Source organism: Microbacterium sp. STRO-1N, assembly GCF_057748015.1.
This window is the reverse complement of record NZ_CM173234.1, coordinates 3,826,107-3,838,943: the sequence shown is the minus strand read 5'-3', so window position 1 is coordinate 3,838,943 and position 12,837 is coordinate 3,826,107. Positions and strand designations below refer to the sequence as shown.

At 69.8% G+C, this 12,837-nt stretch carries 13 protein-coding genes; 4 read left to right on the top strand and 9 right to left on the bottom strand.

Annotation, left to right across the window (positions count from 1 at the left end):
• Positions 1–16: 16 nt before the first annotated feature.
• Positions 17–2,233, top strand: coding sequence for a heavy metal translocating P-type ATPase (locus AC3ANJ_RS18550; protein WP_488317598.1), 2,217 nt, complete (start codon positions 17–19; stop codon positions 2,231–2,233).
• A gap of 64 nt (positions 2,234–2,297) precedes the next feature.
• Positions 2,298–3,023, top strand: a complete 726-nt coding sequence (locus tag AC3ANJ_RS18545) for a VIT1/CCC1 transporter family protein (RefSeq protein WP_488317597.1) — start codon at positions 2,298–2,300, stop codon at positions 3,021–3,023.
• A gap of 189 nt (positions 3,024–3,212) precedes the next feature.
• On the opposite strand, the gene AC3ANJ_RS18540 is transcribed toward AC3ANJ_RS18545, so the two are convergent.
• Positions 3,213–3,815, bottom strand: coding sequence for a response regulator (locus tag AC3ANJ_RS18540; protein WP_488317596.1), 603 nt, complete (start codon positions 3,813–3,815; stop codon positions 3,213–3,215).
• A complete protein-coding gene (locus tag AC3ANJ_RS18535) occupies positions 3,812–4,990 on the bottom strand; it encodes a sensor histidine kinase (protein WP_488317595.1) in 1,179 nt (392 codons plus the stop codon). The genes AC3ANJ_RS18540 and AC3ANJ_RS18535 overlap by 4 nt, the downstream gene beginning before the upstream one ends.
• Before the next feature lie 157 nt (positions 4,991–5,147).
• Between AC3ANJ_RS18535 and AC3ANJ_RS18530 the strand changes: the two genes are divergently transcribed.
• On the top strand, positions 5,148–5,711 hold the full coding sequence (locus tag AC3ANJ_RS18530; protein WP_488317594.1) for a small multidrug efflux protein: 564 nt from the start codon (positions 5,148–5,150) through the stop codon (positions 5,709–5,711).
• Here AC3ANJ_RS18530 and AC3ANJ_RS18525 read toward each other — a convergent pair whose 3' ends face one another.
• On the bottom strand, positions 5,712–6,791 hold the full coding sequence (locus tag AC3ANJ_RS18525) for a carboxylate-amine ligase (protein ID WP_488317593.1): 1,080 nt from the start codon (positions 6,789–6,791) through the stop codon (positions 5,712–5,714).
• A gap of 24 nt (positions 6,792–6,815) precedes the next feature.
• Positions 6,816–6,989 (bottom strand): CsbD family protein, encoded by a 174-nt coding sequence (locus AC3ANJ_RS18520; protein ID WP_488317592.1) that lies wholly within the window; start codon positions 6,987–6,989, stop codon positions 6,816–6,818.
• Between the two features lie 612 nt (positions 6,990–7,601).
• Here AC3ANJ_RS18520 and AC3ANJ_RS18515 point away from each other — a divergent pair.
• Positions 7,602–7,808, top strand: coding sequence for a cold-shock protein (locus tag AC3ANJ_RS18515; RefSeq protein ID WP_046014597.1), 207 nt, complete (start codon positions 7,602–7,604; stop codon positions 7,806–7,808).
• A gap of 73 nt (positions 7,809–7,881) precedes the next feature.
• Here the strand turns inward: AC3ANJ_RS18515 and AC3ANJ_RS18510 are convergent, their stop codons facing one another.
• From AC3ANJ_RS18510 to AC3ANJ_RS18490, 5 genes are all read right to left on the bottom strand, one after another.
• Positions 7,882–8,553 carry an HAD hydrolase-like protein gene (locus tag AC3ANJ_RS18510; RefSeq protein WP_488317591.1) on the bottom strand — a complete coding sequence of 224 codons (672 nt, stop codon included), beginning with the start codon at positions 8,551–8,553 and terminating at the stop codon, positions 7,882–7,884.
• 23 nt (positions 8,554–8,576) lie between these two features.
• The gene (locus AC3ANJ_RS18505) at positions 8,577–9,545 is read right to left on the bottom strand and encodes a DUF389 domain-containing protein (RefSeq protein ID WP_488317590.1); all 969 of its coding nucleotides are present in this window, start codon (positions 9,543–9,545) and stop codon (positions 8,577–8,579) included.
• 128 nt (positions 9,546–9,673) lie between these two features.
• Complete coding sequence (gene nucS / locus AC3ANJ_RS18500; RefSeq protein WP_406248124.1) at positions 9,674–10,369, bottom strand: endonuclease NucS; 696 nt, start codon at positions 10,367–10,369, stop codon at positions 9,674–9,676.
• A gap of 20 nt (positions 10,370–10,389) precedes the next feature.
• The gene (locus AC3ANJ_RS18495; protein WP_488317589.1) at positions 10,390–11,748 is read right to left on the bottom strand and encodes a serine hydrolase domain-containing protein; all 1,359 of its coding nucleotides are present in this window, start codon (positions 11,746–11,748) and stop codon (positions 10,390–10,392) included.
• Positions 11,749–11,773: 25 nt separating this feature from the next.
• The gene (locus AC3ANJ_RS18490) at positions 11,774–12,802 is read right to left on the bottom strand and encodes a LacI family DNA-binding transcriptional regulator (protein ID WP_488317588.1); all 1,029 of its coding nucleotides are present in this window, start codon (positions 12,800–12,802) and stop codon (positions 11,774–11,776) included.
• Between the last annotated feature and the right edge of the window lie 35 nt (positions 12,803–12,837).

The following is a 12,837-nucleotide window of genomic DNA, read 5'->3' as shown; positions in this document are numbered from 1 at the left end:
CCGGAAGGGATGCATCATGCAGAACGCGCACGATCATGAAGGCCACGGCGAGCATGCGGAGCACGGTGGGGATGGCGGGTCTGAGCAGGAGCGCGTTTCGACTCGCTCCGCTCGCTCAACGAGCGAGGAGGGGGCGCGCTCGGCGAGCGAGGTGGGCGGCCACGGCGAGCACGGCGGCCAGTCCGAGCACGGCGATCACTCCGGCCACGGCGAGCACAGCGAGCACGGCGGCCACAGCGGGCACTCCGGGCACGCGGACCACGTCGGCCAGTTCCGGCGGCTGTTCTGGATCATGCTCGTCCTGGCGGTTCCGACCGTCGCGCTCTCCGGCATGTTCGCGATGATCCTGGGGTACTCGCTCCCCGACATCCCCGGCCTGACGTGGGTCTCGCCGATCCTCGGCACCGTGATGTACGTGTGGGGCGGCCGCCCGTTCCTCACTGGTGCCGTGAGCGAACTGCGCACCCGCCAGCCGGGCATGATGCTCCTGATCGGCCTCGCGATCACCGTGGCGTTCATCGCCTCCTGGGGCGCGACCCTCGGCATCCTGCATCACGAGCTCGACTTCTGGTGGGAGCTCGCCCTGCTGATCGTCATCATGCTCCTGGGGCACTGGATCGAGATGCGCTCGCTGGCGCAGACGACCTCGGCGCTGGACTCGCTCGCGGCCCTCCTTCCCGACGAGGCCGAGCGCGTCGAGGGCGGCGAGGTCGTGACGGTCTCCCCGACCGATCTCGTCGTCGGCGATGTCGTCGTGGTGCGTCCGGGCGGAAGCGTCCCTGCCGACGGCCGCATCGTCGACGGACGGGCCGCGATGGACGAGTCGATGATCACGGGTGAGTCCCGCACCGTGACCCGCGGTGTCGGCGACGACGTGACCGCCGGCACGGTGGCCACCGACTCCGGTCTGCGCGTCGAGGTGACGGCGACGGGCGAGGACACGGCGCTCGCCGGCATCCGGCGTCTGGTGACCGAAGCGCAGAACTCGTCCTCGCGCGCGCAGCGCCTGGCCGACACCGCGGCCGGCTGGCTGTTCTGGTTCGCGCTGGGCGCCGGCATCCTCACGGCCCTGGTCTGGACGCTCGTCGGGATGCCGGACGAGGCCGTGATCCGCACGATCACGGTCCTCGTGATCGCCTGCCCGCATGCGCTCGGTCTCGCCATCCCGCTGGTTGTCTCGATCGCGACGGAGCGGGCCGCACGCGGTGGAGTGCTCGTGAAGGACCGCCTCGCGCTGGAGAGCATGCGCACCGTCGACACCGTCCTGTTCGACAAGACCGGAACGCTCACCAAGGGGGAGCCCGTGGTGAGCGAGATCTCGGTCGTCGACGGTCAGGACGCGGACGAAGTGCTGGCGCTGGCCGCCGCCGCGGAGGCCGACAGCGAGCACCCGCTCGCGAGGGCGATCGTCCGCAGCGCCGCCGAGCGCGGACTCGCCGTTCCCGGAAGCCGCGACTTCGCCTCCTCCCCCGCCGTCGGCGTGACCGCGACGGTCTCGGGGGCGACCGTTCGAGTCGGCGGCCCGCACCTGCTCACCGAGGAGGACGCCGACGAACTGCCCGTCGCCGACGCCTGGCGTGCGGACGGCGCCATCATCCTTCACGTCCTGCGGGACGGCGCCGTCGTCGGCGCGCTCAAGCTCGCCGATGAGGTCCGCCCCGAATCGCGCGATGCAATCGACGCGCTGCACGCGCTCGGGGTCCAGGTCGTCATGATCACGGGGGATGCCGAGGCCGTCGCCCGCTCGGTCGCCGATGAACTCGGGGTCGATCGGTTCTTCGCCGGCGTGCGCCCGGAGGACAAGGCGGCGACCGTGCAGGGCCTGCAGCGCGAGGGCCGCAAGGTCGCGATGGTCGGCGACGGCGTGAACGACGCCCCGGCGCTGGCGCAGGCCGACGTCGGACTCGCGATCGGCGCCGGCACGGACGTCGCGATCGCCTCGGCCGGAGTGATCCTCGCCAGCGACGATCCGCGTTCCGTGCTGTCGGTCATCGAGCTGTCGCGCGCCGCCTACCGCAAGATGAAGCAGAACCTGTGGTGGGCAGCCGGGTACAACCTCCTGTCGGTGCCGCTCGCCGCCGGCGTCCTTGCGCCGATCGGGTTCGTGCTGCCGATGTCGGTGGGCGCGATCCTGATGTCGTTGTCGACGATCGTCGTGGCGCTGAACGCGCAGCTGCTGCGTCGCCTGGATCTTCGACCTGAGGCATCCACCAGGGCGATCCTGGACCGGTGATCGCGCCGGTGCTCGAAATCGGACCGGGAGTGCGACACAATCGGGCGGGACGGACGGAGGGCGGATGAGCACGGACCAGGTCCCCGGTGCCCACGCGGACGAACCGCACGAGCAGGGCCTCTCCCAGCGGCTGAACTGGCTGCGCGCCGGTGTGCTCGGCGCCAACGACGGCATCGTCTCGACGGCTGCGGTCGTGGTCGGAGTCGCCGGCGCCACTGCCGAGGTCGCGCCGGTGTTCATCGCCGGAGCGGCGGCCCTCGTCGGAGGCGCGATCTCGATGGCGCTCGGCGAATACGTGTCGGTCTCGAGCCAGCGGGACTCCGAGCGCGCGCTGATCGCGAAGGAGAAGCGCGAGCTCGCGGAGGATCCGGATGCCGAGTTCACCGAACTGGTCGGACTCTACGAGGCGCGAGGGCTCACGCCGGAGACCGCTCGGCAGGTCGCCACGGAGTTGACCGCTCACGACCCGCTGTCGGCGCACCTGTCCGCCGAGCTCAACATCGATCCGGATGATGTCGTCAGCCCCTGGCACGCCGCGCTCGCCTCGGCGATCGCGTTCTTCCTCGGCGCGCTGCTGCCGATGGCGACGATCCTGCTCGCGCCGCACCCGCTGCGGATCGGCCTGACCTTCGTCACGGTCCTGATCGCGCTGGCCGTGACCGGCTATGTCGCGGCGTGGATCGGCGGCGCGAACAGAGGACGCGCGATGATCCGCACGGTGTTCGGCGGAGCCCTTGCGCTCGCGGCCACGTATCTCGTCGGCAGCCTGTTCGGCACGACCGTCATCTGACGGCCCGCACGGCCGCTGTGCCGGGTACGGATGTCAGTCACAATCCCGGATGTCGGTGGATCTGGCGGGTTATCGGCCTGCATCCGGGGGATCTCCCTGCATCCGTACCGTGCCTGCGCCTACTCGGGCTGCTGCGTCCGCACCCGGACACCGTGCACCGCACCGCGCACCGCCGGGAACCGGCGGACGTCAGATCCAGCCGCGCTCCTCGGCCAGGAGCACCGCCTGCTGACGCGTGGCGACGTGGAGCTTGCTGAGCACGGCGGAGACGTGGTTGCGCACCGTACCGGGTGCGAGCGACAGTGACTTGGCGATCTGCCCCGTCGTCTCGCCGCGGCGGCCGGCGCGGAGGACGTCGAGCTCGCGCTCGGTGAGCGGAGAGCGCTCATCGCTGAGTGCGTCGGCGGCCACCTCGGGGTCGACGTAGCGCGCGCCGGCGGCGACGCGCCGGATCACCTCGGCCACCTCATCCGCGCCGCGCGACTTCGGCAGGAAGCCCGAGACGCCTGAGGCCAGCGCTCGCCGCAGCACACCGGGTCGCGCATGGCGGGTCACGACGATGCATCGGGTCGCGACCAGGCGGCTCAGGCGCTCGGCGACCTCGACCCCGTCGAGGCCGGGCATCTCCAGATCGAGCAGGCAGATGTCGGGGGTGAGGCGGACGGCTTCATCCACGGCTTCCAGGCCGTTCGCGCACTCCGCCACGACCTCGATGTCGTCCTCGAGGTTCAGCAGCGCGGCGACCGCCGATCGGATCATCGCCTCGTCATCGGCCACGAGCACGCGGATCATCGGGTCGCCTCCGGTACGGTCACGACGACGGTGAACTCGGCTCGTCCTCGATCGACCTCCACGGTTCCGCCGACCTCGGCGGCACGCCGTGCGATCCCGTCCAGCCCGGAGCCGTCGCCGCTCTCGACCGTCGAGGCGGCGGCGTCATTCGAGATCTCGTACCGCCACGTGTCGCCGACACGCGTGAGCGACAGCCGGGCCCACGACCCGCCGCCGTGACGCAGGACGTTCGTGGTCGTCTCACGGATCACCGGACCCAGGACGGATGCCGGGGCGGCGTCGGCTGCGGCATCCACCGACGATTCAGCCGACGTGCCGGCAGCGCGCAGCAGGTCCACGGCGTTCGCGATCTCGTCGCGCAGCGGGACGGAACGGAACTGCAGCGCGAGGTCGCGCGTGCCCTGCCTCGCCTCGTCGACGCTGGTTCGTGCGAGTCGGATCTGCTCCAGCGCGGCATCGGAATCCTTCGCCATCAGGCGCTCGGCGAGTTCGAGCTGCAGGGCGATGACCTGCAGATGATGCCCCTGCAGGTCGTGCACGTCGGTCGCGACCCGCAGCCGCTCCTGCGTGGCGCCGAGGCGCGATTCGGCGGCGCGGGCGCGGTCGAGCGTGATGAGCACGTCCCACCACCAGAGTGAGGTGACCGACATCGCCGGGAGCAGGATCGCGAAGACGGCGAGTGTCCACCAGGTGGACTGGCCGACCGCGTCCAAGGTCGTGGTGCGCTGATCGACGATCCACAATCCGATCAGCGCCACCGTCGCCGCGACCACGAGACGCAGTCGCACGCCGCGCGGCCAGTTCAGCAGCACCAATGGTTGCAGGACGGCGACCCCGGCTGCGATCCACATCCCGGTGGTCAGTCCCGCACCCACAGCGTAGATCGCCGCGATGGCGAGCGGGACGAGGATGCGCTGCCGCATTCCGATGCCCGCCGTGTCGTCCCGGTGGCGGTACTGGAACAGCAGCGCCAGCGTCGCACCCCACCATGCGATGCCGCCCAGCGTCACGATGAGAACGCCGCCCAGGCCGGTGCTCGGCCGGGAGAGGGCGGCCAACGTGAGCAGGAAGACGACCAGCAGCTCGAAGCCGATGATGGCGGATGCCGTGTACCACCACGTCGCGGTGATCCCCCGTGCGAGTCGTCGCGCACTCGTGGCGGTTCCGGCATCCATGCCGTCCACATTACGGCCATGACAGTTGTCACCCCCGGGCCGTGAGAGACGCAGGGGAAGTGATGACGGACCGGCACTTATCCGAATCGGCCGGCCGCGATGGACTGATGTCATGCCGAGCGGAACCGCCGCTGCGGCCCCCACACAGGAGCAGAGCATGAACCTCATCGAAACCTTCCAGGACCTCGTGGCCCAGGTGCCCGAGTTCATCCAGCCGCTCATCGTCGCGGCGGCCGGGGCAGTCCCGTTCATCGAGGGCGAGGGTGCCGCAGCGATCGGCATCATCGGCGGCATCCCGCCCGTGGTGGCGGCGATCGCGGCCATCCTCGGAAACTTCATCTGCGTCGCGGTCCTGGTGTTCCTCAGTGCGGGCGCGCGCAACGCCGTCGTGAGCAGGCATCACGCGAAGGTGCAGGCCCGTGAGGCCGTCGCGGTCGGCTCCGGGGGTCCGGCGGCATCCGTGCTCATCGAGGGCGAAGCGGACGAGAGCGAGCGCAAGGCGGCACGGCGTGCCAAGCTGCAGCGTGCGCTCGAGCGCTACGGCGTCCCCGGGGTCAGCCTGCTCGGCCCCCTGCTGCTGCCCACCCAGTTCACGGCGACCATGCTCGCCGCCGCCGGCATCGGCAGGACGCGCATCCTCATCTGGCAGGGCATCGCGATCATCGGCTGGACGACCCTGGTCACCCTGATCATCACCGGCGCGATCTACGCCGTCGCCTGATCACGCCGCGTGCGACGAGTGCCCGGTCCTCCCGCCCAGCAGGGCGGCGAGGCCGGGCACTCCGCCTGCGCGCAGGGCGGCGAGCTGCCGGTCGGCTCCGGTGCCGTCGGCGCGCAGGAAAGCCATCCTGTCCTGGACGAACTCGTCGTCGCCGGCCTCTTCCAGGTGCGGCTGGATGAGAAGAAGAAGATCCTGGATCAGCATGCGGGCGCTGGACGACTCCCCGGTGACCGGGTCGATGAGGGCCGCATTCAGTCCCTCTCGGGCGGCCATCCACAGCGTCGCGTCGATGAGATCGGTGTCCAGAGGAAGGACGGCGAGATCCTCGGCGACCAGGATCGCACGCACCAGCGCGGCCAGGAGCAGGGCGTCGTCCGGGTCGAGCTGGGTGTCGAACACCCGGACCTCGACCGTCGGGAATCGGTCCGAGAGTCGCGCCGCCCACGCCAGGGATGCCGCGTCCGGCGACGCGCGCAGACGCATGAGCTGATCGAGGTGGCGTCGGTAATGCGCGTGATCGCGGAACATCGGCGGGCAGCCCATGGTCGGCAGCCGCCGCATCATGACGGTCCGCCAGCTGCGGAACCCGGTGATCCGGGAATGCCAGAACGGCGAATTGCCGGCGAGCGTCAGGAGAACGGGGAGCCACGGGCGCAAGCGGTTCAGGGCCCGCACTCGCGCTTCCGGATCCTCGATCTCGACATGCACGTGGCAGCCGCACACGTGATGGCCACCGGCGATGTCGGCCAGCCAGCGCGCGACTTCCCGGTAGCGGGTCGACGGTGACACGTGCGCGTCGCCGTTGCTGAACGGCGTGCTGACCGCACCGAGGACGCAGCCGTCTCCTGCGGCGAACTCGGCAGCCGCCATGCGCGCAGCGGTGAGCTGCGCACGAGCCTCATCGACCGTGCGCACCGGCGACGTGGCGTACTCCAACTGGCAGGTGAGGAACTCACTGGTGAAGGCGCCGGGGTGTCCGGCATCCGTCAGAGCGCGCTTCGCGCGGAGCGCCGACGCCGTGGGGGCGAGAGAGTCGGGGTCGAGGAAGAAGTACTCCTCCTCGACCCCGAACCGGGTCATGACAGCATCCCTGGTCGTCCGGGGCTACTCCTTGACCGCGTCCTTGACGTTCTCGGCGGCCTTCTTCACGTCGGCCTTCGCCTGCTGCGCCCGGCCCTCGGCCTCGAGCTTCTCGTTGTCGGTGACCTTGCCGGCGGTCTCCTTGACGCGTCCGGCGACCTTGTCCGCGGCGTTCTTCGCCTTGTCATCGATGCCCATGTCATCCTCCTTCGTTCGGAGAATCCACTCTGCGCGAGCCGGGCGAATGGGTCGACGGGGTTGACGCCGAGGGGGCGAGGCGTTAGCGGCCCCAGCGGCGTCGTTCCCGACCTTCACGGGCCGCGATCCGTGGTCTCGGACCATGGACGCGGCCGCTCATCCTCCCCTATTGTGAAGGTGCATGTGCACCGGGAACGATCGCCTCCGTCTTACCCCAGAAGACGGTCGGTTCTCCCCAGAGCCGGCGATCCGCACATGCGATTGGGCCCCCTCGAGTAGTTCAGTCCCCAATGGGCTATTCGAGGGGGCCGCTATCGAGTTATTTTGCCACGAATTTCGAAATTTGTCCCCCAAATGGGGGACAAGAATCGTGATCTCGGGTTAGGCTGTATCCGACGCACCCTCCGGTCGTCTTCTGGCCCTCATCGCTCCCCCCGCGGTGAGGGCCACACCATTTCTCCGGTGCCGTCCGTCGCGCTCGCCGCGTGACCGGCGTGCAACATTTGGGTTACCTTCTTCGTTCTGCCCGTTTCCGCCAGCGCCAGCCTCCACTAGCGTTAGCCGTGCCGGGGCGCCCCTGCTTCGGCATCAACACCAGCAGAACGGCAGTACATGAGCACCCAGGGCACGGTCAAGTGGTTCAACTCGGAGAAGGGCTTCGGCTTCATCTCCCCTGACGACGGAGGCGCCGACGTGTTCGCGCACTACTCCGCCATCGAGTCCTCCGGCTACCGCTCGCTCGACGAGAACCAGCGCGTCGAGTTCGATGTGGCGCAGGGCCCCAAGGGCCTGCAGGCCGAGAACATTCGCCCCCTCTGAGGGCGTTTCTTCACAGGACTCCCTGACCGGGGCGCGAATCCGCGCATCCGGCGGGGAGTTCTGTGCTTGCGGGTCAGTCCGTCAGCAGCAGGGTCTGCAGCGCGGCGGCATCCGGTGCGCGGAATGCGGCGGCGTCGCCTTCGGATGCTTCGCCGAAACCCCACTCGGCGAAGATGACCGGGATGCCGTATTCGTCGGCGCCCTCGACGTCATGGTGCCGGTCGCCGATGAGCACCGGCTTCGAGGTGTCGGCACCCGCCGCCTGAAGGCGCTCGATCGCCCACCCGACCACGTCGGCCTTGCTGTCGCTGCGCCCGATGCTGCCGCTGCGCGCCCCTGAGATCGCGGTGAAGAGACCGAGCAGGTCATTGTGTTCGAGGATGGAGCGGACCTGATTCTCCGGCTTCGTGCTCGCGGTCGCCTGCGGGATGCCGGCCGCGGCGACGGCGCGGATGACGTCCGGCACGCCGGGGTAGATGTCGACGGATGCCGCGTAGCCGTCACGGGCGGCGAGTTCGCGGTAACGGGCGAGCGCGTCCTCTGCCTGGAGCGCGCTCAGCCCGGCGAGGGTCTGGAATGACTCGTACATCGGCGGACCGACCCAGCGCGACAGCGAAGCAGGATCCGGCGCCGGTTCCCCGAAGGACGCGAGCACTTCCAGCAGTCGAGGGAAGATACCGGGTGTGGCATCGGCGATCGTGCCATCGACGTCCCACAGCACGCAGGAATACGGGGAATGGGGCATGCCTCCAGCCTAGGGGCGCGCGGTCACTGCTCCCGTTCGTCGCCCAGCTCGACGCGGTACGCCGGCACGAACTCGACGTCGACATGGCTCGGTGCGACATCCGCGTCGCGCAGCGCCTGCTCCAGGTCGGCGGTCTCTGGCAGCGGGGGCGCACCGGTGAGCGTGATCTCGGCCTGTCCCCCGCTGACCGTCACGCCGTCGATCTGCCACCCGGCCTCCTCGGCCCAGGGCTCGGCCGCTTGACGGACGCGCGTCTCCATGAGGGCGTCCGTCGAGAACCTGACCGACGTCGTGGCGAGCGGGATGGCGATGATCGCGAGCGACACGATGATCGAGATCAGCGAGCGGTAGGGGCGCGCGGACGCCGAGGCCGCGGCATCCGCTTCGTCGATGCCTTCCCACTTGTGACGCAACGGGGCGAGGATGACGATGCCGGAGCCGAGGATCGCCGCGACGTTCGTCGCGAACAGCAGCAGTGCGCCGCCGGCCTCCGCCCATGCGCCGGACTCCATCGTCAGGCCGACCACGCTCAGCGGAGGCACGAGCGAGATGGCGATCGCGACGCCGGGGAGGGTGTCCGAGATGTCCTTGCGCACCAGCGCGACCGCTCCCACGACGCCGGTGGCGAGTGCGGCGAGCAGGTCGATGAGATGCGGGGCGATACGACCCGAGACCTGCGAGTTGCTCAGTGCAGTGACCGGCGAAGGGACGATGAGTCCGACGAGGTACCCGATCGCGACCGCGGACAGCGCGCCGAGGACGACCAGCGTCCAGCAACGGACCAGGTTGCGCCGGCTGCCGAGCACCGTGGCCAGTACGACTCCGAGGATCGGGGTCATGAGCGGTGCGACGATCATCGCGCCGATCACGGTGGCCGTCGAATCGGCGACGACGCCGGCCGCGGCGATGACGCTCGCCAGGACGATCAGCAACCAGAAGCGCGAGTAGCGCCGTCCTGCCTCCGGGCCTTCGAAGAAGACTGCATCGCGCATCGCCGCCAGTGTGTTCACTCGCCCCTCCCATGGGGTAGCGGAGGATCGCACTCCGACCGCGGAATCATCCCACCGGCCGCGGCACGGCGCGTGCGCGGCTCATCCCCTCCGGGCGAGCGCGTGTCGGCTCAGAACAGGCGGGGAACGCCCGACTCGATGCCCTTCATGGCCTCGTAGTCCAGGACCAGGCACCGGATGCCGCGGTCCTCGGCGAGCACCCTCGCCTGGGGCTTGATCTCCTGCGCCGCGAACACGCCCTGGATCGGCGACAGATGAGGGTCGCGGCCGAGGAGCTCGAGATAGCGGGTGAGCTGCTCGACGCCGTCGATGTCGCCGCGGCGCTTGATCTCGACCGCGATCGCCGCACCCGCGGCATCCCGCACCATCAGATCGACAGGGCCGATCGCCGTCGGATACTCGCGCCGCACCAGGGTGGCGCCCTCGCTGATGAGCTCGACCTGCTCGGCGAGCAGACGCTGCAGGTCGGCCTCGACGCCGTCCTTCTGCAGACCGGGATCGATGCCGAGGTCGTGGTTCGTGTCGTGCAGGATCTCGTAGATCTGCACCCGCAGGGCGTCACCGGTCTTCTTGTGGGTCACCCGCCAGACCTCGACGACGCCGGCGGAGGACTCCTCGTCCCCCGGGAGCTCGGTGGACAGCGTGCACGGCGGGCTCATCCAGTTCAGCGGCTTGTAGCTTCCGCCGTCGGAGTGCACGAGCAGACTGCCGTCGCCCTTGTGCACCAGCAGGCGCGTGGCGAGCGGGAGATGGGCATTGAGCCGACCGGTGTAGTCGACCGAGCAGCGGGCGATGACGAGACGCACCCGACGAGCCTACTTCGTCCTCACCCCGCCGACGTCCGCGCGACCCACTCCGGGACGTGGAGCGTGTCGATGCTCGGACGCCAGAGCGGAGTGCTGTGCCACTGCACCTGCAGGCCCGAATCGTCTCGCGTGATGATCGCGCGATGCGGAGACGTCAGCACGACCAGATGCACGAGCACGGCGTCGCCCCGGCGCTCGCCGCGCACGGCGACCGCGAGGGATGCATCGCCGCCGCCGAGCACGGTCCGGCTCCATCCGTCGGCGCCGAACTCGACCGAACCGGTATCCGGGATGCTCAGCAGCCACCGATCTGCGTCCGCATCGGTGAGACGCCAGCCCTCGGCATGCAGAACCGGATCCGTCGGCGCGAGCAGAGCGCGCGCGGTCCACGAGTCGAGCGCGTCGTCATCGGCTCCGGTGTCCTCGGCATCCACCGGGGAGTCCGAGAAGGCGTCGACGAGGCGCAGCAGCGCGTCGAGCGTGCGGTGGGCCTCGGTCGATGCGCCCTGGTAGGCGATGGCGATGCCGCGCTCCGGTACGACGAGGCCGAACTGACCGTACGCGCCGTCGAGGCGGAAGCCGAGACGGCTGCTCCAGACCTGGTAGCCGTATCCGAGCCCCCAGTTGCCCGACTCGGCATCCGGTTCCTCCGGGTCGCGGGTGTCGGACCAGGGCCGGGACATCTCCGCGATGAACGCCGTGGGGATCACCTGGCGACCGGCGAAGCGTCCGCCGTCCGCGAGGCAGGTCGTGATCCTGGCGAGATCGTCGATGTTCAGGTGCAGTCCGGAGAAGCCCTGATCGATGCCGCCCAGCGGGATCCACCAGCGGTGACCGATGCCCAGCGGATCGAAGAGCCGCGGGCGCAGATAGTCGGTGAGCGACTCGCCGCTGACCGCATCGGCGATCGCCGAGAGAGCGTAGCTGGCGGGCGAGTTGTAGGCGAAATGGCTTCCGGGGGCGTGTTCGCCGGGAGTCTCGAGCAGCCCGCGGACCGAGAACGGCAGCCCGAGCGTCTGCTCGCGGCTGTGCCCGGTGTTCATCGTGAGCAGGTGCTTCACCGTGATGCCGTGCGGATTCGGCTCGTCGAGGTAGCGGTCGACCGGGGCGTCGATCTCGACCAGGCCCTCATCGGCGAGGAAGCCGATCGCGAGCGCGGTGAACGTCTTCGACACCGAGTACACCAGGGCAGGCGCCTCCGCCGCCCACGGTTCCCACGCGCCGCGGAACAGCACATGGCCGTGGCGGGCGATGAGCAGGGCGTGCGGATCGAGCCCGGCGGTTTCGAGCTCGTCGATCAGGCTGCGCACGTCTGCGGTGCGCAGTCCGTGCGCCTCGGGGGTGGCTGCGGGCAGCGCTGTGGTGGTCTCGGTGGGCATCTTCGCTCCAGGGTCGGTGGGCCGGTCAGACGGCAGAAGGTGGTGCTGTCGATTCTCGTACGACGAGCTCGGTCATCAGATCGACCCTCGTCGAGCTCGGCGTCCGCCCGTCGGCGAGCGTGAGCAGCATCTGGGTGGCGAGGCTGCCCATTTCGCGCAGGGGCTGGTTGACGGTGGTCAGCGGCGGGTTCAGCCACTGCGTGATCGGCAGGTTGTCGTAGCCGACGACCGAAAGATCCTCGGGGGTGCGCAGGCCGTGCTCGCGCGCGGCGCGGGCGATGCCGAGTGCGACGTAGTCCGAGCCGGCGAAGATCGCGGTGGGGCGATCGGGGCGCGCCAGCATCTCTCTGGCGTGGTGATATCCCGAGCCCGCAGCGAACTCTCCCCAGCGGACGAGAGACGGATCCCACGGCAGACCGGCTTCATCGTGCGCGCTGCGGAACCCGTCCACCCGCGCCCGTGAGCAGAGCATGTCGGACGGCCCCATGATGACGCCGATCCGGCGGTGCCCGAGCCCGATGAGGTGCTGGGTGGCGACGAGTCCGCCGTTCCAGTTGTTCGACCCGACCGTCGGAACGTCGGTCGGCGGGTTGCCCTGCGTGTCGAGCACGACGAACGGGATCGCCCTGGAGTTCAGCTGATGCCGCTGCGTCGCGTCGAGCCCGGAGAGCACGAGCAGCACACCGAGCGGCCTGCGCGCGAGCACGTCGTCCATCCACTCCTGCGGAGGGCGGTGCGCGCCGCCGAGCCCGGAGAGCACCACGCCGACGCGTGCCGGAGCCGAGATCCGCTCGACGCCGTTGATGATCTCCTGCGACCAGAGGTTGTCGCCCTGGTGGAAGACGAGATCGATCAGCCGCGAGGTGTTCGTCTTCGCGCCCCCGGTGCGCGAGCTGACCGGCTTGCGGTACTCGTGGCGCGACAGCGCCTCCTCCACCCGCGTCCGCGTCGCCTCGGACACGTCCATCCGGCCGTTGAGCACTTTGGACACGGTCGGCACCGAGACGCCCACCTCTGCGGCGATGTCGGCGATCGTTGCGCGTGCCTTGACCATTACGTCCCTTCGAAACTATCGGCAAGCGTATCGGC